Source organism: Bradyrhizobium sp. in8p8 (genome assembly GCF_000426845.1).
Taxonomy (GTDB): domain Bacteria; phylum Pseudomonadota; class Alphaproteobacteria; order Rhizobiales; family Xanthobacteraceae; genus Bradyrhizobium; species Bradyrhizobium japonicum_C.
In genome coordinates, this window is sequence record NZ_AUGD01000004.1 from 335376 (window position 1) to 359028 (window position 23653).

The window sequence follows — 23653 nt, forward strand, 5'->3', positions numbered from 1 at the left end:
CTCGTGATCTGATGTTCGGTTTTGAGATCCAGCGCCGCCGCTTGCGGCGTCGCAAACCTATACCGCCTGATGCGTCGAGAATAGGGGGATTGGTGCGGTATTCCGCGATGAAATAGGCCGAATTTCGACGATGCTGTGAGGGCTTGCTAGGGTGATTCGGAAGCCGTCGCAGCAGTCTCGGCCGCCGTCACGCCGGCCCGTGTGCTCTCCTGCACCATGAACTGGGCCCTGGCGAGCGCGGCGAAATGGCCGCCTTTGGCCACGAGTTCATCGAAAGTTCCATTTTCGATCACGCGTCCGTTCTCGAACACCAGAATGCGGGTCGCATTGCGGATGGTCGAAAGACGGTGGGCGATCACGAAGGTGGTGCGGCCCTTCATCACTTCGTCGAGAGCGGCATTCACCTTGGTTTCGGTGACGGCGTCGAGCGCGCTGGTGGCTTCATCCAGGATCAGGATCGGCGGATCCTTCAGCAGCGCCCGGGCGATGGACAGGCGCTGGCGCTCGCCACCGGAAAGCATACGGCCGCGCTCGCCGGCATTGGTCTCGAAGCCGCCGCTGCGCTCGATGAATTCGAGCGCCTGGGCGCGCTCCGCCGCCTTGCGCATCTCGGCCTCGGTCGCGTCCGGCTTGCCGACGCGCAGATTCTCCGCGATCGAGCGGTTGAACAGCAACGCTTCCTGGAACACGACGCCGATGTTTCGCCGCAGCGAGGTCAGCGTGACGCCGCGCACATCCATGCCGTCGACCTTGATGACGCCGGACTGAGGGTCGAAGGCGCGATGCAACAGCGCAATGGCGGTCGACTTGCCGGCGCCGGTCGGACCGACCAGCGCAATGGTCTGGCCGGGCAGCGCGGTGAAAGTGAGGTCCTCGATCGCCGGCCGCTTGCCGTCGTAGGAGAACGTGACGTCGTTGAACTCGACGAGGCCCGACAGCCTGCCGGCGTCGATTGCATCCGGCCGGTCGTGCACCGCGGGCACCGCGTCGAGCACATTGAAGAATTCGCGCAGGCGCGGAGCTTCCATGAACACGCTGTTGATGAAGCTGACGACCTGCTCGAGCTTCTGGATCAGCATCGTCGCGAAGCTCACGAACATCACGATCTCGCCGACCGACGTCAATCCCCGGTCGTGCAGCGCGATGCCGAACGTGAAGATCGCGAGCACCGTGATGGTGGTGGAGGCGCGCGTGATCACCGTGACCAGCGCCCACCACGACAGCACCGGCATCTGCGCGGCCAGCAGCTCGTCGGCGACGGAACGCAGCCCCTTCACCTCGGACTCGACGCGCACGAAACTCTGCACCAGCGCGACGTTGCCGAGTGCGTCCGAGGCGCGCGCGGAGAGCTCGCTGTAGCGTTCCTCGACCTCCATCTGCATGCCGAAGGTCTTGCGCACCACGAAAGTGGTGAGCGCAGTGAAGACGATGCAGAGCACGAACAGCAGAATCGCGAGCCGCCAGTTCAGGTAGAGCGACAGCGGCAGCAGGACCACGACCGAGAGGATTGCGGCAAAGTGCTCGCGGAAGAACCCGAGCCAGAGCCGCCACAGCGCATCCGTGCCGTTGAGCATGACCTTCATCAGCCGTCCGGAATGGGTGCCGGAATGGAAGGTCAGGGGCAGTTGCAGGATGTGCTCGAAATAGTCAGTCAGCACGGCCTGGCGCTGGCGGTGCGAGAGCCGGTCGGCTTGCCAGGCAACGAGCGCGCTGCAGGCGATGGTGAAGAGTCCGAACGCGACCCAGGCGGCCAGGAAGGGCCAGGCCGAGTTGGAGCCCGCCACGGTCTTGCCCGAGAGCACGTCGACGATCCGGCCGAACAGCACCGGCTCGGCGAATTGCGACCCTGCGAGCAGGAGATTGGCGACCGCGAGCAGCCAGCCCAGCCGTGCCTCGCTGCCGAGCAATTCGAGAACGCGGGTGTAGAGACGGAGGATGGACATTCGGGCGAGGGACTCGGCGGCGACGGGGCCCACATTCTAAGCAGGGAACGCCCCGAGATACAGCGCCAGCTTCGGTTTGGCTCAGTTGATCGTCCGCTCCGCCGCCGGCGGCAGGTATTGATCGTCGAAGATATCGCCCGCCGCGGGCCGCTTGCGGAACTTGAAGTCCTGCGCGATCTGATCGATCGAGCTCTCCAGGCGCGCCGGCTCGACGCCGCCGAGGCCGTTGCGTCTGACTTCCTCGGTCAGGATGTTGTCGACGAGGACCGCGCGCAGGCGCTCCAGCTCGAGGTTGCGGTCGCCGCCGTCGATGCGGCTCGCCGCCTCCTCCGCCGCACGTTCCGGCTCCCTGACGGTGGCGCTGACGCCAGCCATCAAGGCACGGACGAAGCCCTTCACGGCGGCCGGCTTTGCTGCGGCGAAAACGGGATTGACCGCCACGGCAAAGCCATAGGCCTCGCAGCCATAGTCCGCAAAGCGCAGCACGACGAGATCGGCTCCGGGGACGCCGCGATCGCGCAGGTTCACCGCCGAGAGATAACTCAAGCCGGCGACAGCATCGACCTGTCCCGCGGACAGGATCGGCTCGCGCACCGCCGCACTGATCTTGTGGAATTTGACGCGCGATGCCTTGATGCCGTTCTGTTGCGCCAGCGCCGGCCATAGCCGCATTGACAGATCCCCATCGGCAACGCCCACGGTCTTGCCGTCGAGATCGGGCAGCACCTGGATGCCGCGGCTCCTGCGCGCGATGATCGCGTAAGGCGTGCGGTTGAACAGCGCGAACACCGCCTTGACCGGCGCGGCGTCTTGCTTGTCTCGAAAGCGGATCAGCTCATTGATGTCGACGAGCGCAAGCTCGCTGTCGCCCTTGGCAACGCGCGCGAGCGCTTCCTGCGATCCGCTTGCGCTGTTGAAGGACACGTTGAGACGCTCGGCGCCGAACCTGCCGTCCTTCGCCGCCAGGAAGAACGGCGCCATGCTCGCGTCCGGCGCCCGGTCGAAGGTGAAGTGGATCGCAACGGAGGGCGTGGTGGCCTCGGCCGCGCTGAGATCGCTTGCAATCAGTGCTGCAAGCGAGATCGAAAGAGCGAGGAGGCCGTGAAGGGCGGTCTTGAGTCCTGACATCAGTTGCGCCGGTCCCGCATTGTTGTGATTTCGTGACGCTTGCAGCGCCGGCCGGCGACGACCGTGCGCGCGCCAACATGAACGGCGGATGAGCGGCGTTGCGGCATCGTTACGCAACCCCGTTCAGCTTCTGTTGGGGTCGGGGAACCCAATTTGGGTGGTGCGGGTTTGAAAGACATGAGCCTGTCTAGAGGCACCCATTCAGCCCCAAGGAGGGTCCGGAACATGTTCGACAGATTTTCGAAGCTTGCCGGCCGCAAGGCCATTCTCGCAACCGCTGCCGTGCTGGCGCTGAGCACCGTCGCCCCCACCGCGTCGTTTGCGGGCGGTCGCCATTGGCATGGCGGGGGTGGCGCTGCTCTTGCTGGCGCGGCCATTGCCGGCGCCGTCGGCACCGGCCTTGCGATCGCCGCCACTCGGAACGCCTACGCCTACGATGCTCCCTATTATGGCGGCCCGGTCTACTACGCCGACGGTCCCGTCTACTACGGCGGCGACTCCTATATTGGCCCGCGCCCGTTCCATCGTTGCGGCGGCCCCTACCAGTCTGCGCGGGGCGGCCAAGGCTACATTTCGACCTGCTACTGAGCGGCGGGCGACGGGGACCTGCCCCGAACAAGAGGCCGTCGCGCTTGCCGCGCCGGCCCGTTTTCCGCTTTTCTTGTCGTGCGTTAACACGCCCGCCATTTGTTTAGAGTAGTTTCGAGTACCATGAGTGATTCGCTTGAGCGGCTATATCTGGCTGTGCTCGCGGCCAGAGACCTTGATCCGGCAACGTCGCGCACGGCGCGGCTGTTTCAGCGCGGGCCGTCCAAAATGGCGAAGAAGCTGGCCGAAGAGGCCATCGAAGTCGTCATCGACGCGGTCAATGGCGACAGCGAGGCCGTGATCCGGGAAAGCGCCGACTTGCTCTACAATCTCACGGTGCTGTGGGCCTCGGCCGGGGTACGTCCCGAGGACGTCTGGCGCGAGATGACCCGGCGCGAAGACCTGCTCGGCATTGCCGAGAAGCTGCCGAAATCACCGATGAAGCTGCCCAAAGTCGCGTCACCACGTGTTGCTGCCAGGCGGCCAATTGTCGCGCTCGAGGGCCGCGGCGCGCGCAAGCGCCACTAGAATCCTCATCATTCGCCTCAATCCTGGCATGGACAAATCCGTCCCATGGTGCTTCATCGCGGCGCCATGCTGAAACGTATCTACGACTGGTGTATCGACGCCGCCCACAAGCCCTACGCGCTCTGGATCATGGGCATCGTGTCCTTTGCCGAAAGCTCCTTCTTTCCGGTCCCGCCGGATGTGATGCTCATTCCGATGTCCCTGGCGCGTCCGCAGCGCGCCTGGCTCTATGCCGCGGTCTGCACCGTCACCTCGGTGCTCGGCGGCATCGTCGGCTATGCCATCGGCGCGCTGCTGTTCGACTCGGTCGGCCAATGGCTGATCCAGGTCTACGGCCTCGCCGACAAGGTCGACGCCTTCCGCGCCTCCTATGCGGAATGGGGCGCGGTGATCATCCTGCTCAAGGGGCTGACGCCGATCCCGTACAAGCTCGTCACCATCACCTCGGGCTTCGCCGGCTACAACATCATCCTGTTCATCCTGTGCTCGATCGTCGCGCGCGGCGGACGCTTCTTCGTGGTCGCGATCCTGCTCAACCGCTATGGCGATTGGATCCGGGTCAGGATCGAACGGCATCTCGGATTGTGGGTTGCGCTGGGCGCCATCGTGCTGGTGCTCGGCTTCGTCATTGCCATCAAGCTGATCTAGAGCCGCGGCGCTTTGCCGCCGCGCCGGCTTCGGCTACGGTTGCCATCATGATGGTTCGATCCGGCAATCCGGCCGTGTGGTTCGGAACGTTGATGTCAGCGGCGCTGCTGCTCCTGCTCGGCGGCGGGACGGGGCAGACGCAATCCGCCCCGCCTGCGCTCGGGATCCAGGGGCAGGATATTCGGGCCGCGCCAGCGCCGTCGTCCCCTGCGCCATCCGTGTCACCGGCGCCTGGGGAAAATTCCGGGTTGATCAATGAAATGGGCAAGCTGTTCGAGAAGCTGCCCTCGATCCTGCCGCCGATCAAAAGCCCGAGCGAGACCATGAACGATCTGTCGCGGCTGGCCAAGCCCTCGACCATGGTGTCGGGCCGCATCGCCTGCCCGGCCTCCTCGAACGGAGCGCCCGACTGCAAGCAGGCGGCCGACCAGCTCTGCCAGAGCAAGGGCTACAAGGAAGGCAAGAGCCTGAATGCCGATTCCGCCGAAAAATGCTCGGCCAAGGTCCTGATTCCGGGACGGCCGCGCAAGCCGGACGATTGCCGTACCGACACGTTCGTGACCAGCGCGCTGTGCCTGAACTGACGTGGGCCTTGCGCGTAAGCAACAAGGAGCGCCCATGAGCCGGACGGAGCAGGACTTCCTCGGACAGCGTGAGATCGCCGACGACATCTACTACGGCGTCCAGACCATCCGGGGTAAGGAGAACTTCCACATCACCGGCATTCCGATGAACCAGGAGCCTTACTTCGTGAAGGCGCTTGGCTACGTCAAGAAGGCCGCCGCCATGGCCAATCGCGATCTCGGCGCGATCGATGCCAAGGTCGCGGACGCCATCATCCTCGGCTGTGACCGCGTTATCGCCGGGGACATGATGGACCAGTTCGTCACGGACTTCATCCAGGGCGGCGCCGGCACCTCCACCAACATGAACGCCAATGAGGTGATCGCCAATCTCGCGCTGGAATCGCTCGGCTTTGCCAAGGGCGACTACCAGCACGTCAGCCCCAACGATCACGTCAATTACGGCCAGTCGACCAACGACACCTATCCGACGGCCTTTCGCCTGGCGTTGATCCTGCGGCTCGAGAGCTACATGACGGCGTTGCGCCAGCTCCAGGAGGCCTTCTTCGCCAAGGGCCGCGAATTCGACCGCGTGCTGAAGATGGGCCGCACGCATCTGCAGGATGCGGTGCCGATGTCGCTCGGCGCGGAGTTCAGGGGCTGGGGCACCACCATCGGCGAGGAGGTCGAGCGCATCTCGGAAGCGCGTGCTCTGCTGCGCGAGATCAATCTCGGCGCCACGGCGATCGGCACCTCCGTGACCGCGGCCGTCGGCTATCCCCAGCTGGCGGTCCGGCACCTCGGTGAGCTCACCGGCGTAGACTTCGTGCTTGCCGGCGATCTGGTCGAAGCGACCTCCGACACCGGGGCCTATGTGCAGCTGTCCGGCGTCCTCAAGCGCACGGCCAGCAAGCTGACGAAGATCTGCAACGACATCCGCCTGCTCGCTTCGGGTCCCCGCGCCGGCTTCAACGAGATCAACCTGCCTCAGCTGCAGCCCGGCTCCTCGATCATGCCCGGCAAGGTCAATCCCGTCATCCCCGAGGTCGTGAACCAGACCAGCTTCCTCGTCATCGGTCTCGACACGACGGTGACGCTTGCGGCCTCGGCAGGCCAGCTCCAGCTCAACGTGATGGAGCCGGTGATATCGTTCGCGCTGTTCTTCTCGATCCGCACCATGGAGCGCGCGGTGAACAGCCTGCGCGAGAACTGCGTCGTCGGCATCACCGCCAACGAGGAGCACACCCGCAACATCGTGCTGAACTCGCTCGGCATCGTCACGGTGCTGAAGCCGCTGCTCGGCTACAAGCTTTGCGCCGAGATCGCACGCGAGGGCTACAGAAGCGGCAAGTCGCTGCACCAGATCGTCGTGGTCGAGCGCAAGCTTTTGACCCAGGAGAAGTGGGACGAGATGTTCTCGTTCGAGCGGCTGATCAATCCGGATTTGATCGGGTAAGTGTTCGCAATCCGCCGCTCCCTCCACGTCATTGCGAGGAGCACTTGCGACGAAGCAATCCAGAATCTTTCCGCGGAGACAGTCTGGATTGCTTCGCTTCGCTCGCAATGACGGGGCCGAATTCCGCTGCTTGGAATTGCACCGGCCCCAACCCGCCGCGGCGTCAAAACGCAATACTTGACAGTGGAAAGATTGCCTTGTTGGTATGACGGCCAACCTTCGATTTCAGCGCCAAGAGAGGATCGCTCCGCAATGTCCATGCCTGCCTTGTTCAAGGGACGCCTGTCGATCCCGGTGATCGGCTCGCCGCTCTTCATCATCTCGGTGCCCGATCTGGTGATCGCGCAGTGCAAGGCGGGTGTGGTCGGTTCGTTTCCGGCGCTGAACGCACGGCCGCCGGAGCTGCTCGACGAGTGGCTGGCGCGGATCACCGAGGAGCTCGCGGCCTATGACCGCGCCCATCCCGACAGGCCGTCGGCGCCGTTCGCGGTCAACCAGATCGTGCACAAGTCGAACAACAGGCTCGACCACGACATGCAGCTCTGCGCCAAGTACAAGGTGCCGATGATCATCTCGTCGCTGGGGGCGCGCGAGGAGCTGAACCAGGCCGTGCACGGCTGGGGCGGCATCGTCTTCCACGACGTGATCAATCAGAAATTCGCGCACAAGGCGATCGAGAAGGGCGCCGACGGCCTGATCCTGGTGGCAGCCGGCGCGGGCGGCCATGCCGGCACCATCTCGCCGCTGGCCTTCGTTGCCGAGACACGAAGGTGGTTCGACGGACCGATCGCGCTGTCGGGCGCCATCGGCAACGGCAAGGCGATCCGCGCCGCACGCATCCTGGGGGCCGACTTCGCCTATATCGGCTCGGCCTTCATCGCGACCAAGGAAGCCAACGCGGTCGAAAAGTACAAGGAGATGATCGCAGGCTCGAGCGCCGACGATATCGTCTATTCCAACCTGTTCACCGGCGTGCACGGCAACTACCTCAAGCCCTCGATCGTCGCGGCCGGCATGGATCCCGACAATCTGCCGACCTCCGACCCCTCCAAGATGAATTTCGGCACCGACGCCTCCGGCGAGCGCGCCAAGCCGAAGGCCTGGAAGGAGATCTGGGGCTCGGGCCAGGGCATCGGCAGCATCGACAAGGTCGTGCCGGCGGCCGAGCTGATCGCGCGTTTCAAGAAGGAGTATGACGAAGCGATCGATCCGCCGTTGTGATCGCTTCGAGATCGCGCTCGCCATGCCCGCCATTTACCGCGTCGACGGCAATAGCGTCCTCACCAGCCCGGAGGCCGCGGGCCCGTGGGACCGCCGCATGCAGCACGGCTCGGCACCGTCGGCACTGGTGACGTGGGCGGCGGAGCGCATCCCTGCACCGGCGCCAATGGATGTCGCGCGCGTGACAATCGATCTGATGCGCCCGGTGCCGGTGGCGCCGCTGACGATTGAAAGCGAGGTCCTGCGCGAGGGCCGCAAGATCCAGCTCTGCGAGATCAAGCTGCTGGCCGAGGGCGTGCAGGTGGTCGGGGCCACCGTGCTAAAGATCAGACGCCAGACGCAGGCGCTGCCGGACGAGGTCAAGGATCTGCCCGTCACGCTGCCGTCACCAGAGGATTCGCTGGTCGAGGACGGGCATGGCGCGACCAGCCCGTTCGCCGGCATGGTCTCGATGCGCGCCGCGCTCGGCCGATTCGGCAAGGCCGGCCCCGGCGCGATCTGGTTTCGCCTCGACCATCCGCTGGTCGAAGGCGAGGCTGTATCCCAGGCGATGCGCGCCGTGGTCGCCGCCGACTTTTCCAACGGCACCGCTTCAACGCTCGACTTTCGCGCCTGGACCTACATCAACGCCGATCTCACCGTGAGCCTGTCGCGCCAGCCAGTGGGCGAATGGATCCTGCTCGACGGTGAATCCTGGATTGGTCCGGACGGAGCGGGCCTCGCGATGTCGCGGCTTGCGGACCGGCAGGGCTATTTCGGCCGCGCGATGCAGAGCCTCGTCATCGAGAAACGGTGATGGTGGGCGACATGGCCGCCGGGAGCCGATTTGAACGGCAGACTTCCGCCGCCGCGGAAGGGATGCTCGCCATCCTGCCTGTTCACATTCCGTAGAAGATCTTGATCCCCCACAGCACCACGATGATAGCCGTGATCAAGGTGATCGCGGCGACTGCACTTTCCAGGGAAGCGACTCTCATCTCACTCTCCGCTTCCCAGCCCCATCAGCGGTCTAGGTGATTCCCTGATTCGCCGGCAATTGCGTGGGCCGCACCGCCACCCACTCCGTTGCGCGTTGTGGTGTCTGGGCCACAACGACACCGTAGAATTCCGGGTTTTATCCCACCATCCGGTCCCGCCCGCTCCAGAAGCCCGCGCGCAGCACCTTCTTGTCGACTTTGCCGACGCCGGTCATCGGCAGCTGCTTGACGAACTGTATCTGCTTCGGCGCATGCGCCGAGCCTTTCCGCGTCTTCACCAGGTTGATCAGCTCATCCGGATCGGGCCTTGCGCCTTCACGCGGCACGACGATGGCGGTGACGGCCTCGCCCCATTTCTCGTCGGGGATACCGACCACTGCGACCATGGCGACGTCGGCATGTTGCGACAGCACGTCCTCGACCTCGCGCGGGAAGATGTTGAAGCCGCCGGTGACGATCATGTCCTTCTTGCGGTCCAGGATGAACATGTAGCCGCGCTCGTCCCTGCGCGCGATGTCGCCGGTATGGACCCAGCCATTCTTCAGCGTCTCGGCGGTGATATCCGGGCGCTTCCAGTACTCCGCCATGACGTGCGGTGCGCGCACGCAGATCTCGCCGGCCTCGCCCGTTTTCACTTCCTCGTCCTTATCGTCGAGGATCTTGACTTCGCATGCCGCGATGGGGAAGCCGCAGGACAGGAACAACTCCGGCTGCTTGGGATCGTGGTCGGCCTTGCGCAGCACCGAGACCGGGTAGCATTCGGTCTGGCCGTAGAGCTGCGAGAACACCGGTCCGATCCGCTCGATGCCTTCGAGAAGCCGGCTCGGCGACATCGCGGAAGCGCCATAGAGCACGAGCTCGAGCGAGGAGAGGTCGGTCCTGCCCAGCGCCGGCTGATCGAGCAGCACATAGATCATGGTCGGAACGAACAGCGTGAAGTTGATGCGTTCGCGCGCGATCGTGGCCAGCACGGCTTCGGGATCGAAACCTTTCAGCATGTGCACGGTGCCGCCGCGCATCAGGGTCGGCAGCACCTTCGTGCCGGCGACGTGGCTGATCGGCGCGACAGTAAGATAGCGCGCAGCCTCGGGGATCTCGAAGTCGGCCAGGATCGCGCCGGCGGCGCCGGCGTTCTCGCGGTGATAGCGCAGCGCGCCCTTGGATTTGCCTGTGGTGCCGCCGGTATAGTTCAGTGTGGCGAGATCGTCGGGGCCGGCGAGGCACAGCGGGCTCGCATGTCCGGCATCTTCGATCGCGGCCAGCAGATCGGCGCCGTAGCCGGCCGGTCCCATGGTGAAGACCGCCTTCAGCCGGGCCGCCCTCGCAGCGAGCTCGCCGCCGCGATCGCGGAAGGCGGCGGCGTCGACCACCAGCATCTCGGCCTCGGAATCCTCGAGCTGAAACAGCTGGTCCTCCAGCGATCCCAGCGGATGCAGCCAGGTGATGCAGAGCCGGGCCAATTGCGCCGCGACACCGGCGCACCAGGTGTCGGCGCGGTTCGCGGTCAGGAAGGCGACACGCGCGCCGGGCTGCAAGCCGAGCCGCATGAACACGCCCTGGATCCGCCCGATCAGGTCGATGGTGCCCTGATAGCTCAGTGATCCCCCAGGCCAGGCGAACGCGATACGATCCGGATAGCGCGACAGCGCCCGTAGCGTCTGCGCACAAGCTGGAGGGGATGCGTGGAGCCGATCAGACATATGTTTCCTCGTTGCTTTGTCACCGGCTTCTGGCGTGCCAATGTTGCTGATGACGCTAGCACAGAGACTGCGGGAGGAAACGACAAAGCCCGCGCAGGGAGGCATGCATGCCATCGGATCGACTGCACCGCTTCGGCGATCGTCTCGCCCTGCCTCTGATCGCGGCGCCGATGTTTCTGGTGTCGGGCGTCGAGCTCATGGCCGCATGTTGCCGCAATGGGGTGACCGGCAGTTTTCCCACCGCGAATTGCCGTAACACGGAACAACTCGATGAATGGCTCGCCGGGATCGCGGCGCGGTTGCGGCAGCACGAAGATCAAACCGGCCGGAAGGCCGCACCGCTCTGTCCGAACCTGATCGTGCACCGCTCCAATACGCGCCTGGAGCAGGATCTCGCGGTGCTGCTGCGGCACCAGCCGGAGATCGTCATCACCTCGGTCGGCTCGCCCGCGCCGGTGCTGAAGCCGCTGCATGACGCGGGCGCACTGGTGCTCGCGGATGTCGCTTCGATACGCCACGCCGAACGCGCGGCCGAAGCTGGTGCCGACGGGCTGGTGCTGCTGAGTGCCGGCGCCGGCGGCCAGACCGGCTGGCTTAATCCATTCGCCTTCGTCCGCGCGGTGCGCGCATTCTACGACGGCATCATCGTGATGGCGGGCGGCATCAGCGATGGCCATGCGCTGCACGCCGCGGAGGTGCTTGGCTGCGATCTCGCCTATATGGGCACGAAGTTCATCGCGACGCGCGAGAGCATGGCGGATGACCGTTACAAGCGGATGCTGGTCGAGAGTAGCGCCGACGACATCCTGCTCACCACCGCGTTCACGGGCTTGCAGACCAGCATGCTGAGGCCGTCGATCGTCGCCGCCGGGCTTGATCCGGACGATCTGCCGGCGCGCGGTGCGATCGACATCGCCAAGGACATCGACGTTGCCGCACGCGAGAACCGGCCAAAGCGCTGGCGTGACATCTGGAGCGCCGGGCACTCCGTATCGGGGGTGACGGATGTGCTCGCGGTCGACGATCTCATCGGGCGGACGCTCGCCGAGTATCGTGACGCGCGCGGCGGCAGGTGATCCTGTCAGTGGGATGGCCGAGCCAAGCCCGGTATGAGGATATGGCAAGCTCAGCGCCGAGATCACGTTAGTCCCGCGCTCTTCCGCTCCCCTCATTTAACGGCGGATTAACCATCGCCCGCCAAGAATCCCTCTTACGGCCGCCAATCGGGACGAGAGGGACAGGCGATGGACTTCGATTATCTCAACAGCAAGACGTCCGCGACGATGGACGAAATCCGCATCCGCGTTGCTCACGCCCTGGCCCGGCACCCGCTCTGCCGCAACGTCCGTTTCGACATCGTCAGCGTCCCTCGCACCCGCAGGGGCGGCAACTGGACGGTGACGCTGCAATCGGTCGAGCCGCGTGCGGTCTGGGAGGCCTCCGAGATCGTCGCCGACATCCAGGACGCCTACGAGCTGGCGGCCGCCGCCTGATTGACTGAGTTTTCCGGCCGATGTCGCCGCAGTCCGCGCGATTGCCGCCGCAACGGCACGGTTAAGCCTTAATTACCGCCCAGTTTCCGGGCACTGATCACGTGGACTTGAAGCTGGGCGCGGAGAGACGTTTGTCCAAAGCCATCACCATCGTCGTGCTGACCTGTTTCCTGGTTCTCGGCGCCGCCACAACCGCCATTCTCGGTCGCGACAGTGTTCCAAGCGTCAGCGCCGAGATGATCGCCCAGACGCCCCCGGCCAAGCCGCCTGCGACCAACCGCGCCGCCAAGGCCGATCGTCTGATTCCGACGCTTGCGCTGGCTTCGGCCGCGATTGAGCCGGTCCAGGTGGCCGCCGACAAGCTTTCGCAGGCGCCCGTGCTGGCCGAGCCGCTCCGCCAGGCCTTTGCGGCGGCTACGCCCTCCGATTTCCCGATGCCGAAGCGGAGCGCTCACGAAGCGCCCGCCGTGACGGAGGTTCCTGCCGTCGAAGTTCCGGCCAAGCCGAAGGCTGTCGCCAAGCCGCAGCCGCAGAAGTCCTATTCACTGCTGTCCGACGTGCAGATCGCGGGCATCAGGGATCGCCTGAGACTGTCGTCGTCGCAGGAATATTACTGGCCTTCCGTCGAGACCGCGCTGCGCAACGTCGCCCGCAAGATCCAGGCGAACAAGTTGTCGAATCCGAATGCGCCGCCCAGCGCGCAGATCGATCCGAATTGCGACGAGGTGCAGCAGTTGAAATCGGCCGCGATGCCGCTGCTGTTCCAGCTCCGTGACGACCAGAAGGAAGAAGTGCGCAAGCTCGCCCGCCTTATCGGGCTCGAGAAGGTCGCGCAGCAAATCTGATCCGTGCGGTTCCTCTTCGAGGAGCCGCAGCCCATCAGGAACATCTGGCAATCCCCACGCGTTGCCCGCTCCAAAGAGGGAGTGGATGAATGCGCGCCTCGACAGCCTATTTTGTCGGTGCCGGAACCATCGTCGCGGCCATCGCCATTGGTTTTGGCGGCGGTATCGTTGCCGGCAACATCATGAATCCGGTCGCGCCCAAGCAGGGCCCGGACACAAGCAAGATGGCGCAGCGTACGGAGGCTGCCGGCCCGCCGGCGGCACCGGATGCTCCCTCTGAGCGCGTGAACTATCTCACCGGCTCGCAAGCCTTCGGCGCGATGATTGCCACGCCGGCGCAGGCCGAAGCAAAACCCGAGCCCGCAAAGCCTGATACGCAATCTACCCAGGCGAATGACGGACCGCCGGCGGCGCAGCCCTCGCAAGCGGCCGCAGTCGAGCCGCCCAAGGCGGCGCCGCCATCGGCACCGCAGGCGGCAAGGCCTGCCGAGCAGCAGGCTTCGACCGAGCCGTCATCGTCGTCGTCGAATAATGCCTATGCCAGGGCAAGGGATTCCGATGTGAAGCGCGCGGCGAGCGAGCGGCGCCGAGCCGAGCGCCGGGAGCGCTGGACCGAGCGCCGACATTATCACGAGTCCCGCGAGCCGCGCGGCAGCCGCGGCCGCACCGATTGGGACGACGTGGCCCGCAACATCCGCGAAGATTCGGATGCGCGCGACTACGCCGACCGGCCGCGCAGCGGCTTTCCGCAGGTTCGGTTGTTCGGGCCCGACGACGATTAGCGCCTAGCCCAGGATCGCCGCGGCTGCGCATTCCGCAATCAGGATCGTCGGCGTCTGGATGTTGCCTGAGATCATGATCGGGATCACCGAGGCGTCGGCGATATGCAGGCCGTCGATGCCGCGCACCTGCAATCGCCTGGGATCGACGACGGCCAGATCATCGATGCCCATGCGGCAGGTCGAGGCAGCGTGATAGAGCGTCGTGCAATGGCCGCGGATGTAATCGGCAATCTCGCCATCGTTGATCGCTTCTGCACTCGGTGTGACCTCGCACTCGATCATCTTCCTGAGCGGCGACTGCGCGGCGATGCGACGGTTGATGCGTACGCCTTCGACCATGGTTGCGATATCGCTTCCGCTTGGGTCCGATGCGAAATAGCCGGGATCGATTGCGGGGTCTTCGATAGGGTCGGCCGAGCGCAGCGTGATCCGGCCGCGGCTCTTCGGCCGCTGCAAGGTCGCATGCAGGGTGATGCCCGGCTTGGACGAAGGAAAGCGGACATAGTCGCGGTGCGGGCTGATCGCGCCATAGAGCTGGAGATCGGGCTCGACATCGGGGCGGCTGCGCACATGGGCGCCGGCGGCGACCCAGGGCGAGGTGCGCGGGCCGCTGCGGTGCGCCTGCCATTCCGCAAGGCTCGTCGCGAGACTCTCCTCGGTCCAGGCTCCGATGCCGATTCTCTCCTTCGTGTAGAAGGTGATGGGAATGTTGATGTGATCCTGGAGATCCCTGCCGACGCCGGGCAAATCATGCACGACCTCGACGCCGGTTAGCTTCAATTCGTCAGCCGGGCCAACCCCTGACAGCAGGAGTTGTTGCGCCGAGCCGATGGCGCCGGAGGCGAGCACGATCTCGCCGGCGGCGAATGCGCTCTTCGGCTGCCCATTATCGAGATATGCGACGCCGATCGCGCGGCCGCGCTCGATGATGATGCGCGTGACGTGTGCGCTGGTCTTGAGGACGAGATTGGGACGCGCCAGCGCCGGGCGCAGATAGGCCTTGCCGGTGCCGAAACGCTCGCCGCCCCTGATGACGAACTGGAAAAAGCCGGCGCCCTCCTGCGTGACGCCGTTGAAATCGGGATTGTGCGGGAGCCCCGCGGCCTGCGCTGCCTCCAGCCATTTCAATTCGTTGGGATCGACGAACGGTACGTCGGCGACGTGCAGCGGCCCGCGGGTGCCGTGGAGAGGATCGTCGCCGAAGCGGGCGTTGTTCTCGAAGGCGATGAACTTCGGCAGCACGTCCTTCCAGGCCCAGCCTGCGCAGCCCGCCTGCGCCCATCCGTCGTAGTCCGACGGCAGGCCACGGATATAGATCATCGCGTTCATCGCGCCGGAGCCGCCGACCATCTTGCCGCGCGGCCAGAAGATTCGACGTCCCCGGCAGCCTGCTTGCGGCTCCGTGTGAAAGCCCCAATCGACCGCGGTATTGAACATCGTCGGCCAATCGGATGGAATGTCCGAGGCGGGCGGGGCGGCACGACCGGCCTCGAGCACCAGCACCTTCCGGCCCGGATCGGCCGACAACCGGTTGGCCAGCACACAGCCGGCCGAGCCGGCGCCCACGATGATCGTGTCGTACATTTGAAGAGCACTCCGCCCAGACATTGATGCCGCGGGCGCCTGCAAGATTCGTGCTTCAGGGGAGAGGATGCGCCGTCATTGCGCCGGTGTCACGTCATGCCCGCGCGCCGCAGGCCCTCGAGATAATGCGTGCGGTCCTCATCCCGCAGCATCGGCAACTCGCGCGTGATCCACTCAAGCGAGACCTCGGGCTGGGCGCGCCGCAGGTTTTCCAGGGCGGAAGCGGCGAGCGCGGGATCGCCGAGCATGCCGGCGGCCGCCGTCAGCACGCGGTGCGCGCCGACGAAATCTGCGCGCTGGCGCAGCGATTCCCGCGCCATCTGTGCGGCTCCCTCGTAGTCGCGGCCGACGAACCGGGCATAGGCCGCAACGCCGCAATAGATCGCCGCAAGCGGGTCGCGCGGGCTCAGCCGCAGCGCGCGGCGCGCGGCCGCATCGCCGTCCTGCCATCGGCCGGCGTAGCACAGCGTCACGCCGTGGAAGGCATGCGCCATTGCGAAGTTCGGATTGAGCCTCAAGGCCAACTCGAATTCTGCCAGCGCGTCGTCAAAGCGGCGGCGGAACAGATAGGTGTAAGCGAGGCCGTGATGGGCCCAGGCATCCTCGCGATCGGCCTCCACCGCCGCGAGCGCCGCGCGTTCGGCGACCGGGATGGTCGCCGCCATGTCGGCCCAGCCCATATGCGCGCCGAACATATGGCTGGTCGCGAGCAGGCCCAGCGCCTTGCCATAGGCGGGGTCGATCGCGACGGCCTGTTCCAGCAGTCGTTGCGCGGCGGCGTTGCCCTCGCGGGTGCTGCGCCAATAATGCGAGAGCGCCCGCATCACGAGGTCCCATGCATCCAGGCTGCCCGGCGGCTTCTGCTGGGCTCGGAAACTTTCGGCTGCGTAGAGCTGCGGCTCGATGGCAGCGACGATCGCCTCGGTGATCTCGTCCTGCACGGCGAAGATGTCGGCGAGCTCGCGATCGTAGCGTTCGGCCCAGAGATGGCTGCCGGTCGAGACGTCGTTGAGCTGGGCCGAAATGCGCACCCGCTCGCCGCTCCGCCGCACGCTGCCTTCGACCACGTAGCGAACGCCGAGCTCCCGCGCGACCTCCTGGATGTGCACGGCGCGGCCCTTGTAGACGAAGGAGGAGTTGCGCGCGACCACGAAGAACCATCGCAGCTTCGACAGCGCGGTGATGATGTCCTCGCTGATGCCGTCCGAGAAATAATCCTGCCCGGCCTCGCCGCTCATATTGGTGAATGGCAGCACGGCGATCGCGGGCCGCTCCGGCAGCGCGAAGGCTGCCTGGGGCTGGGCGATACGGACCGGTTCCGGCGCGACGGCGGCGGATTGTGTCTGGACGTCCCCGACGAAGCGAAAACCCTTGCGCGTGATGGTGCGGATCAGCGTCTGGCTCGCGCCATCATCGCCGATCGCCTTGCGCGCCGCGTTGATCCGGCTGGTCAGGGTGGATTCGGAGACGCTGCGCCCGTGCCAGATCTTGTCGATCAGTTCGTCCTTGCTGACGACCCGGTCGCGGTTCTGCATGAGGTGAACGACCAGGTCGAAAACCTGAGGCTCCACGGCAATGGGAACCTGCTCGCGGCTCAGCTCGCGCCGGTCAGTGTCGAGAAGGTGGTCCCGGAACAGAAACTGCACGTCGAAAACTCAGGCCTCATTGCGAAATAACGCGAATAACGCGAATAAAATGACAAAAGGAAATTTGGGTCGAAAATCGTGTGTCTGCCGAAGAGGCCCCTTGGTTCATCGAGATTGCGTGATGGCTGCCATGCCGTTTTCTGAGGGGAATACAACCGAAGCTCGAATGTTGCGCTCCGGGGCCGATGGCCGCGGTCCGTCCTGAAGGGGCGATGCGCAGTACAGGCCTCGGAGTCACCGAGAAAAAGGCTTGCGAGAACCATCGGACGGCACCGAACGTGTGATGAACCCTGAATGTCGGATTGCTCTGCCGAGCAACCTGCGTAAGCTGCCGCACACACAAGACTTCAACCACGAAGAAACGCCCATGCCAGCTTTCCCCGCCTCCACCACCGTGCTCGACTCCATGCTGTTTCGCGACGCCTTCGGCACGCCAGAGATGCGCGAGGTGTTCTCCGACGTCGCGACGGTCGCGCGCTATGCCGAAGTCGAGGTGGCGCTGGCGAGGGCGGAAGCGAGATGCGGCGTGATCCCACAGGAGGCGGCGGCAGCGATCGCGGCGCGGACCGACGTCGCCGCGTTCGATTTCGACCTGCTCAGGCAGGAGACCGATATCGTCGGCTATCCGATCCTTCCTTTGGTGCATCAGATGGTGAAGCAATGCGGCGAGGCCGGCCGCTACGTGCATTGGGGTGCCACCACGCAGGACATCATGGACACCGCCGTGGTGCTGCAGTTGCGCGCCGGGCTCGAGATCGTCGAACGCGACATCGGCGAGCTGCGCAGAATTCTCGCCGATCTGTCGAAGTGCCATCGCGACACGGCGATGGCAGGCCGAACCCATCTCCAGCAGGCGCTGCCGGTGACCTTCGGCTACAAGACCGCGATCTGGCTCGCGATGTTCGATCGCCACGCCGAGCGGCTGGCGCAGCTCAAGCCGCGCGTCCTGGTCGGTCAGTTCGCCGGCGCCGCCGGCACGCTGGCCTCGCTCGGCGACAAGGGCTTTGAGGTGCAGGAGGCGCTCTGCGCCGAGCTGAAGCTCGGCGTTCCCGCCTCGACCTGGCACGTCGCGCGCGACGGCTTTGCCGAGGCCGTGAACTTCCTCGCGCTGGTCACCGGCTCTCTCGGCAAGATCGCGCTCGACATCATGATCATGGCCTCGACCGAGTTCGCCGAGGTCTACGAGCCTTTCGTCAAGGGGCGCGGCGCCTCCTCGACCATGCCGCAGAAGCGCAACCCGATTTCGTCGGAACTGATGCTCGCGGCTTCCAAAGCGGTGCGCCAGCATGCCGGCCTGATGCTCGACGCCATGGTGCAGGATTTCGAGCGTGCCACAGGGCCGTGGCACGCCGAATGGATGGCGATCCCTGAAAGTTTCGTGCTGACCGCTGGCGCGCTGCACCAGGCGAAGTTTGCGCTCGCCGGTCTGATCGTGGACGAAGCGAAGATGAACGACAATCTCGCCATCAGCCGCGGCCTGATCGTGGCCGAAGCGGTCATGATGGGGCTCGCGCCGCAAATCGGCCGGCAGGAGGCGCATGACGTGGTCTATGACGCCTGCCGTCAGGCCAACGAGAAGGGAATGAGCCTTGCCGATGCGCTGTCAGCAGATTCGCGCATCTCAAGCCGCATCAATCGCGCCACAATCGAGGCGCTGACTTCACCGAAAAATTACCTCGGCCTCGCGCCTGCCATGGTCGATCGGGTGCTGAAATCGGCAACGCGTTGAAAACCAAATGCGTGAAACCGCGTATCTTTCATGTGCCGCATGGCGCTCGCATACTTGTGTCTGGCGGTGCTAGACTTAGATTGACTGAGAGAGTTCGGCAGAGGGTCCGGCATGACTGATCAACGCAATACCTCCACTCCCATCGATCCCGTGAAGCTCGACCGTCTGGCCGAGGTGGCGGTGAAGGTGGGCCTGGGCTTGCGGCCGGGACAGGATCTGCTTCTGACGGCGCCCGCGGTCGCGCTGCCGCTGGTGCGACGGATCGCCGTGCATGCCTACAAGGCCGGCGCAGGTCTCGTGACGCCGATCCTGTCGGACGAGGAGATGACGCTGGCGCGCTATCGTCACGGCCACGACGACAGTTTCGATCGTGCCGCCGGCTGGCTTTATGAGGGCATGGCCAAGGCATTCTCCGAGAACACCGCGCGGCTCGCGATCGTCGGCGACAACCCCATGCTGCTGTCGGGCGAGGATCCGTCCAAAGTGGCGCGCGCCAGCAAGGCAAATTCGATGGCCTATCAGCCCGCGCTGGAGAAGATCGTCAATTTCGACACCAACTGGAACATCATCGCCTATCCAAGCCCGTCCTGGGCGAGGTTGGTATTCCCTGATGATCCTGAGGACGTGGCGGTCGGCAAGCTTGCGGATGCGATTTTCGCAGCGTCCCGTGTCGATCACGAGGACGCGATGGGCAATTGGGCGAGCCACAATGCGGTGCTGCGCGAGCGCACCAATTGGCTCAACGGCCAGCGCTTCCGCGCGCTGCAATATTCGGGTCCCGGCACCGACCTCACCATCGGACTTGCCGACGGTCACGAATGGGAAGGCGGTGCCTCGCTCTCCAAGAACGGCATCAGCTGCAACGCCAATATCCCGACCGAAGAGGTCTTCACCACGCCGCATTGCCGCCGCGTCTACGGCCATGTCGTGAGCTCGAAGCCGCTGTCCTACCAGGGCACGCTGATCGACAACATCGCCGTGCGCTTCGAGGACGGCAAGATCGTCGACGCAAAGGCCTCGCGCGGCGCGGAGGTGCTGAACAAGGTGCTCGACACCGACGAGGGCGCGCGGCGCCTCGGCGAAGTGGCGCTGGTGCCGCATTCCTCGCCGATCTCGCAGAGCGGATTGTTGTTCTACAATACGCTGTTCGACGAGAACGCAGCCTCGCACATCGCGCTCGGCCAGTGCTATTCGAAATGCTTCGTCAACGGCGCGCAGCTCACGCCGCAGCAGATCGCCGCGCAAGGCGGCAACCAGAGCCTGATCCATATCGATTGGATGATCGGATCGGCCGAGACCGACATCGACGGCATTTTGGCCGACGGCAGCAAGGTCCCGGTTTTCCGCAAGGGCGAGTGGGCGAAGTAGCCGGCGTACCTCTCTTCAGGGCGGGGTGGGTGCGGCGGCAGATCCGTGCGCTCATTCCTTGCGTGCGCAATGGTATATGGGCGCCGGCGCCTTCGCGCGTTTTGTCGCACCCGGGAAAGGACCGCGGCATGTGCGCGGATTTGCAAGGGAATTGCGACGTTAACCGTTTGCACTTGTCGCTTCCGGCTGATTCTCGAAATGGCTGTAAGAAAGAATTAAAAACGGGCTACTAGCGTCCGAACATCTTTCGAAACACTCCCGGCCGGGATCGGCCGCAAATATCATTTCCCGAGGAAGCAAATGGCATTGATTGAAGTCGGTAGTTGCAATGTTGACCTCGAACTGCGGCCGATCGAGCCGTCCTGGGTCATCGAGGGCAATCCGGTCTCCCGCTCGCGCGTCCTGTCGACCAGCGCCGACGGCACCGCCCAGACCATCATCTGGCAATGCACCGAAGGGCGCTTCAACTGGTACTACGACATCGACGAGACGATCATGATCATGGAAGGATCGATCGTGCTCGAAAGCGACGGCATGCCGCCCAAGCGCTATGGTCCCGGCGACGTCATCTTCTTCCGCGACGGGGCGCACGCCAAATGGCATGTCGAAGGCCACGTCAAGAAGATCGCGTTCTGCCGCAAGACCAATCCCGTGATGATCGGCTTCCTGATCCGCGTCGTCAACAAGCTCAAGAAAATGTTCGCCTCCAGCGGTGAGCGCCGTCCGGCCTCGCTGATGGGCGCCGGCTAGAATTCCGACGATCAAGTTTCAAGAACGCTTCCCAGCGGCCACGACGAAGAGGGGTCGGGATCAGCATCCCGGCCCCTCTTGTCGTCATGACGGCAGCTCGAGCCGGTAGAAGTCGGCCGCGGTTTGCGAGAACAGCGCCGTCTTCTCTGCCTCGCTCAAGGACGATGCGATGCGCTTGAACGCATTGAAGATCACCTGGTAGCTGCACTGGCCCTTGTCCGGCGGGAAGTTGCTCTCGAACATCGCCCGCTTCACGCCGAATGCCTCGATGCAGGTCTCGATATAGGGACGCCACGCCGCGGCGAGGTCCTCGGATGACGGCGGCCTCTCGCGCAGATGGAAGTCGTAGCCGAGCAGGCACATTGCGAGGCCGCCGAGCTTCACCACCACGTTCCCGCATGTCGCGATCTCGCGGATCGAGGCGCGCCATTGCGCGAACACCTCCTCGCGCCGGCCCGCGAAGCGACCGATGCCGGCCGGGCCGCCGCAATGGTCGAGCACGACCCTGGTGTCGGGGAAAGCGCGCGCCAGCTCGGTCAGCTCGCCGATCTGCGGATGGAATAGCCAGGCATCGAAGCTGAGGTTCAGGGGGGCGAGACAGGAGAAGCCTTCGCGGAAGGTCCTGTCCCGCAGCAGTCCCTTCGGCCTGTTCGCGTACATCCCCGCCACCACAGGGTCTTCGTCCCAGGCCGAGGAATGCCTGATACCGCGGAAGCGGCCGTTGCCCGCCGCGATCTCGGCTTCGAGCACCGGCTTTACCGAATCGCCGAGCAGAAGATTGGCGTGGCTGACGATGCCGGCGCAGATCGCAGCGTTGCCGTAAGCTCCGCTGGCGCTCATTGCTGCGACGCCGTTGGCGAACTCGACCTCGCCGACGGGCCGGAACGCTTCGGGGCCGTGCGCACGGTACATCGACCGGCAATCGACATAGACGGTGGCAACGACGTTGTGGCCGGATGCGATGTCGGCCGCCATTTCCTCGATCAGGTAGCGATGGCCGCGATTCCAGAGATGGTGGTGGGGATCGACGATCGGTCGCAAGGGATCGATGATCTCCTCGCGATGCAACGCGAGCCAGTCCTCGCGCGGCTCGACGAAGAGCCCGCTGGTGTTGCTAGGCAGACCGCTTGCGGCCATCGGCGTTCGCTCCCTTCGTTCATTGTTGGGGAGGAGCCTAGCATCTGATCTCGTCAGGCAGCAGCGCGTGTTCTGCAACCGCCTCCGTCATCACGAGCACAGCGGCCTTCGTCAGCTCCTGCGCCGCTTCGCCCTCACGTCGACCGCGAGCCGCCAGTCGGCTGCCGCAGGCGGTTTGGATTCGCCGAGCCAGTGAAAGGACTGGTCGGTGATCTCCGTGAAGCTCCACCGCGTCAGCTCGCCGGCTTCGGTCGTGCCTTCCTGCACGATGTCCTTGCCGCGCGGACGGCCGATCTGCTGGCGGAACACGCAGCGCGCGGGATCGAACCAGCAAATTCGCCAGGCCGAGATGGCGGGATCATAGACCCGCAGCGTCGTGCCGTACCAGTTGCCGGCGATCGGAAAGGCCGGCGCGCTCGCGGGCCGGGGAATGATCCAGACGTCCTGGACGGCGCGGCCTTCGAGCACCCAGCCAAAATGGATTTCGCCGGGGGCGGTGTGCCTCGTTCCGTCGGTCCCATGGGCGGTGATCTCGGCGTCCCAGTCGCCGACGAAGCGGCCATAGAGCTGGAGTGCCTCGGCATGCTCGGGGTTGGCTGCGTCCGCGTGCAACAATCGCGCAAAGTCGCTCATGTCGATCTCCTGTTGCGAGGAGATCAGCATGATCGGCCGCTGGCCGGCTTGGAGAAAATTGCGCCTCAGACGCCGTCGAGGATGATCACGATCGGCTTGTTCGGCAGCGTATCCCGCGACATCCGGAATGAGCGCTCGAGGCGGCGCTCGATCTCGAAGTGCTGGCCGATCCGCCGCATGAAGTCCTCGAGCGGGGTGGCGAAGCGATGCATCGGCAGCACCACGGAGGCGCGCAGCCGTTTGGTGATCTCGGAGATGCCGTCCAACGACATGGTGTAGGTGCCGTCGATCGGCACCATCACGATGTCGAGCCGTCCGATCTGGGCGAAATGGGTGTCGTCCAGCTTGTGATGGAGGTGGCCGAGATGGCCGATGCAGAGGCCGGCCGCCTCGAAGATGAAGATGGAATTGCCGTCCCGGATCATGTCGCTGCCGAGATCGTCGCCGATATAGCGGCGGATGTCGGTCGTGACGTTGCGGATGAAGGTGTCGCTGATGCGCTGCGACACGATCGCCGGCTGGCCGTCATCGCTCCAGCCATGCAGCACATGGGGAATGCGCTTGTCCGGATACAAGGAATAGTGGGTGCTGTGGGCCCGGTTCATGGTGACGACGTCGGGCAGCCGTCCCACCTGGTACGCGCCGCTGTAATCGGTCGCGATGCGCAGGCCGCCCGGCGTGTCGATGAAGTAAGTGGAGTGTCCGGCATAGGTGATCTCTACCCCGGCCGAGCCGGCCGCTGGCCGATACGCGACGGACATGACCCGCGGCGCCGCATTGGCCATCGCCAGGCATTCGCTGCGCTGTGGCTGCTGCGCCAGCGCAGGTGAGAGGAGCGCGCCGAACAGCGCCAGAGCCGTCGAAAACAGTCGCCGCATGGATCCGTCCCCGATGATGTCAGGGAAAGTCTAGCGTGCAAGGCAGTGCGTGGCCA

The 23653-nt window shown here is 64.9% G+C and carries 22 protein-coding genes; 14 read left to right on the forward strand and 8 right to left on the reverse strand.

What is annotated here, in order from left to right; all coding sequences use genetic code 11:
- Positions 1–146 precede the first annotated feature (146 nt).
- Together K408_RS0114235 and K408_RS0114240 are read right to left on the reverse strand one after the other, a co-directional pair.
- Complete coding sequence (locus K408_RS0114235) at positions 147–1943, reverse strand: glucan ABC transporter ATP-binding protein/ permease (protein ID WP_024338998.1); 1797 nt, start codon at positions 1941–1943, stop codon at positions 147–149.
- An 81-nt stretch (positions 1944–2024) separates the two neighbouring features.
- The gene (locus K408_RS0114240; RefSeq protein WP_024338997.1) at positions 2025–3071 is read right to left on the reverse strand and encodes an ABC transporter substrate-binding protein; all 1047 of its coding nucleotides are present in this window, start codon (positions 3069–3071) and stop codon (positions 2025–2027) included.
- Positions 3072–3296: 225 nt separating this feature from the next.
- Between K408_RS0114240 and K408_RS0114245 the strand changes: the two genes are divergently transcribed.
- The 7 genes from K408_RS0114245 (at position 3297) to K408_RS0114275 (ending at position 8871) form a co-directional block, all read left to right on the forward strand.
- Positions 3297–3659: a hypothetical protein gene (locus K408_RS0114245; RefSeq protein WP_024338996.1), complete on the forward strand. Its 363-nt coding sequence runs from the start codon at positions 3297–3299 to the stop codon at positions 3657–3659.
- 123 nt (positions 3660–3782) lie between these two features.
- Complete coding sequence (gene hisE, locus K408_RS0114250; RefSeq protein WP_024338995.1) at positions 3783–4187, forward strand: phosphoribosyl-ATP diphosphatase; 405 nt, start codon at positions 3783–3785, stop codon at positions 4185–4187.
- A 45-nt stretch (positions 4188–4232) separates the two neighbouring features.
- The gene (locus tag K408_RS0114255) at positions 4233–4835 is read left to right on the forward strand and encodes a YqaA family protein (protein WP_080654868.1); all 603 of its coding nucleotides are present in this window, start codon (positions 4233–4235) and stop codon (positions 4833–4835) included.
- Positions 4836–4882: 47 nt separating this feature from the next.
- A complete protein-coding gene (locus tag K408_RS0114260) occupies positions 4883–5419 on the forward strand; it encodes a hypothetical protein (RefSeq protein ID WP_024338993.1) in 537 nt (178 codons plus the stop codon).
- 34 nt (positions 5420–5453) lie between these two features.
- Entirely contained in the window at positions 5454–6854 is a 1401-nt protein-coding gene (locus K408_RS0114265) for an aspartate ammonia-lyase (RefSeq protein WP_024338992.1), read from the forward strand.
- A gap of 252 nt (positions 6855–7106) precedes the next feature.
- A complete protein-coding gene (locus K408_RS0114270; protein WP_024338991.1) occupies positions 7107–8075 on the forward strand; it encodes an NAD(P)H-dependent flavin oxidoreductase in 969 nt (322 codons plus the stop codon).
- Between the two features lie 22 nt (positions 8076–8097).
- Positions 8098–8871: a thioesterase family protein gene (locus K408_RS0114275; RefSeq protein ID WP_024338990.1), complete on the forward strand. Its 774-nt coding sequence runs from the start codon at positions 8098–8100 to the stop codon at positions 8869–8871.
- A gap of 318 nt (positions 8872–9189) precedes the next feature.
- Here the strand turns inward: K408_RS0114275 and K408_RS0114290 are convergent, their stop codons facing one another.
- Positions 9190–10752, reverse strand: coding sequence for an AMP-binding protein (locus tag K408_RS0114290; protein WP_024338989.1), 1563 nt, complete (start codon positions 10750–10752; stop codon positions 9190–9192).
- A 107-nt stretch (positions 10753–10859) separates the two neighbouring features.
- Here K408_RS0114290 and K408_RS0114295 point away from each other — a divergent pair, with 107 nt between their 5' ends.
- The 4 genes from K408_RS0114295 (at position 10860) to K408_RS0114310 (ending at position 13872) form a co-directional block, all read left to right on the forward strand.
- Positions 10860–11828 (forward strand): NAD(P)H-dependent flavin oxidoreductase, encoded by a 969-nt coding sequence (locus tag K408_RS0114295; protein WP_024338988.1) that lies wholly within the window; start codon positions 10860–10862, stop codon positions 11826–11828.
- A 168-nt stretch (positions 11829–11996) separates the two neighbouring features.
- Entirely contained in the window at positions 11997–12245 is a 249-nt protein-coding gene (locus K408_RS0114300) for a hypothetical protein (RefSeq protein WP_024338987.1), read from the forward strand.
- A gap of 131 nt (positions 12246–12376) precedes the next feature.
- On the forward strand, positions 12377–13090 hold the full coding sequence (locus K408_RS0114305) for a hypothetical protein (protein WP_024338986.1): 714 nt from the start codon (positions 12377–12379) through the stop codon (positions 13088–13090).
- Between the two features lie 89 nt (positions 13091–13179).
- Complete coding sequence (locus K408_RS0114310) at positions 13180–13872, forward strand: hypothetical protein (RefSeq protein WP_024338985.1); 693 nt, start codon at positions 13180–13182, stop codon at positions 13870–13872.
- A gap of 3 nt (positions 13873–13875) precedes the next feature.
- Here the strand turns inward: K408_RS0114310 and K408_RS0114315 are convergent, their stop codons facing one another.
- Together K408_RS0114315 and K408_RS0114320 are read right to left on the reverse strand one after the other, a co-directional pair.
- The gene (locus tag K408_RS0114315; RefSeq protein ID WP_024338984.1) at positions 13876–15456 is read right to left on the reverse strand and encodes a GMC family oxidoreductase; all 1581 of its coding nucleotides are present in this window, start codon (positions 15454–15456) and stop codon (positions 13876–13878) included.
- Positions 15457–15545: 89 nt separating this feature from the next.
- Positions 15546–17102, reverse strand: a complete 1557-nt coding sequence (locus K408_RS0114320) for a winged helix-turn-helix domain-containing tetratricopeptide repeat protein (protein ID WP_024338983.1) — start codon at positions 17100–17102, stop codon at positions 15546–15548.
- A 367-nt stretch (positions 17103–17469) separates the two neighbouring features.
- On the opposite strand from K408_RS0114320, the gene pcaB reads away from it, so the two are divergent.
- From pcaB to K408_RS0114335, 3 genes are all read left to right on the forward strand, one after another.
- Complete coding sequence (gene pcaB / locus K408_RS0114325; protein WP_024338982.1) at positions 17470–18831, forward strand: 3-carboxy-cis,cis-muconate cycloisomerase; 1362 nt, start codon at positions 17470–17472, stop codon at positions 18829–18831.
- Positions 18832–18942: 111 nt separating this feature from the next.
- Complete coding sequence (locus K408_RS0114330; RefSeq protein ID WP_024338981.1) at positions 18943–20199, forward strand: aminopeptidase; 1257 nt, start codon at positions 18943–18945, stop codon at positions 20197–20199.
- A gap of 300 nt (positions 20200–20499) precedes the next feature.
- A complete protein-coding gene (locus K408_RS0114335; protein WP_024338980.1) occupies positions 20500–20949 on the forward strand; it encodes a cupin domain-containing protein in 450 nt (149 codons plus the stop codon).
- Positions 20950–21033: 84 nt separating this feature from the next.
- Here the strand turns inward: K408_RS0114335 and K408_RS0114340 are convergent, their stop codons facing one another.
- The 3 genes from K408_RS0114340 to K408_RS0114350 form a co-directional block, all read right to left on the reverse strand.
- Positions 21034–22086 carry an amidohydrolase family protein gene (locus tag K408_RS0114340; protein WP_024338979.1) on the reverse strand — a complete coding sequence of 351 codons (1053 nt, stop codon included), beginning with the start codon at positions 22084–22086 and terminating at the stop codon, positions 21034–21036.
- A 111-nt stretch (positions 22087–22197) separates the two neighbouring features.
- On the reverse strand, positions 22198–22719 hold the full coding sequence (locus K408_RS0114345; RefSeq protein ID WP_024338978.1) for a hypothetical protein: 522 nt from the start codon (positions 22717–22719) through the stop codon (positions 22198–22200).
- Positions 22720–22784: 65 nt separating this feature from the next.
- On the reverse strand, positions 22785–23597 hold the full coding sequence (locus K408_RS0114350; RefSeq protein WP_024338977.1) for an MBL fold metallo-hydrolase: 813 nt from the start codon (positions 23595–23597) through the stop codon (positions 22785–22787).
- Positions 23598–23653 lie beyond the last annotated feature (56 nt).

Bases quoted from the DNA above. Each gene is read 5' to 3' on its own strand.
- K408_RS0114235 (WP_024338998.1), bottom strand. From the start codon at position 1,943: ATGTCCATCCTCCGTCTCTACACCCGCGTTCTCGAATTGCTCGGCAGC.
- K408_RS0114240 (WP_024338997.1), bottom strand. From the start codon at position 3,071: ATGTCAGGACTCAAGACCGCCCTTCACGGCCTCCTCGCTCTTTCGATC.
- K408_RS0114245 (WP_024338996.1), top strand. From the start codon at position 3,297: ATGTTCGACAGATTTTCGAAGCTTGCCGGCCGCAAGGCCATTCTCGCA.
- hisE (WP_024338995.1), top strand. From the start codon at position 3,783: ATGAGTGATTCGCTTGAGCGGCTATATCTGGCTGTGCTCGCGGCCAGA.
- K408_RS0114255 (WP_080654868.1), top strand. From the start codon at position 4,233: ATGGTGCTTCATCGCGGCGCCATGCTGAAACGTATCTACGACTGGTGT.
- K408_RS0114260 (WP_024338993.1), top strand. From the start codon at position 4,883: ATGATGGTTCGATCCGGCAATCCGGCCGTGTGGTTCGGAACGTTGATG.
- K408_RS0114265 (WP_024338992.1), top strand. From the start codon at position 5,454: ATGAGCCGGACGGAGCAGGACTTCCTCGGACAGCGTGAGATCGCCGAC.
- K408_RS0114270 (WP_024338991.1), top strand. From the start codon at position 7,107: ATGTCCATGCCTGCCTTGTTCAAGGGACGCCTGTCGATCCCGGTGATC.
- K408_RS0114275 (WP_024338990.1), top strand. From the start codon at position 8,098: ATGCCCGCCATTTACCGCGTCGACGGCAATAGCGTCCTCACCAGCCCG.
- K408_RS0114290 (WP_024338989.1), bottom strand. From the start codon at position 10,752: ATGTCTGATCGGCTCCACGCATCCCCTCCAGCTTGTGCGCAGACGCTA.
- K408_RS0114295 (WP_024338988.1), top strand. From the start codon at position 10,860: ATGCCATCGGATCGACTGCACCGCTTCGGCGATCGTCTCGCCCTGCCT.
- K408_RS0114300 (WP_024338987.1), top strand. From the start codon at position 11,997: ATGGACTTCGATTATCTCAACAGCAAGACGTCCGCGACGATGGACGAA.
- K408_RS0114310 (WP_024338985.1), top strand. From the start codon at position 13,180: ATGCGCGCCTCGACAGCCTATTTTGTCGGTGCCGGAACCATCGTCGCG.
- K408_RS0114315 (WP_024338984.1), bottom strand. From the start codon at position 15,456: ATGTACGACACGATCATCGTGGGCGCCGGCTCGGCCGGCTGTGTGCTG.
- pcaB (WP_024338982.1), top strand. From the start codon at position 17,470: ATGCCAGCTTTCCCCGCCTCCACCACCGTGCTCGACTCCATGCTGTTT.
- K408_RS0114330 (WP_024338981.1), top strand. From the start codon at position 18,943: ATGACTGATCAACGCAATACCTCCACTCCCATCGATCCCGTGAAGCTC.
- K408_RS0114335 (WP_024338980.1), top strand. From the start codon at position 20,500: ATGGCATTGATTGAAGTCGGTAGTTGCAATGTTGACCTCGAACTGCGG.
- K408_RS0114340 (WP_024338979.1), bottom strand. From the start codon at position 22,086: ATGGCCGCAAGCGGTCTGCCTAGCAACACCAGCGGGCTCTTCGTCGAG.
- K408_RS0114345 (WP_024338978.1), bottom strand. From the start codon at position 22,719: ATGAGCGACTTTGCGCGATTGTTGCACGCGGACGCAGCCAACCCCGAG.
- K408_RS0114350 (WP_024338977.1), bottom strand. From the start codon at position 23,597: ATGCGGCGACTGTTTTCGACGGCTCTGGCGCTGTTCGGCGCGCTCCTC.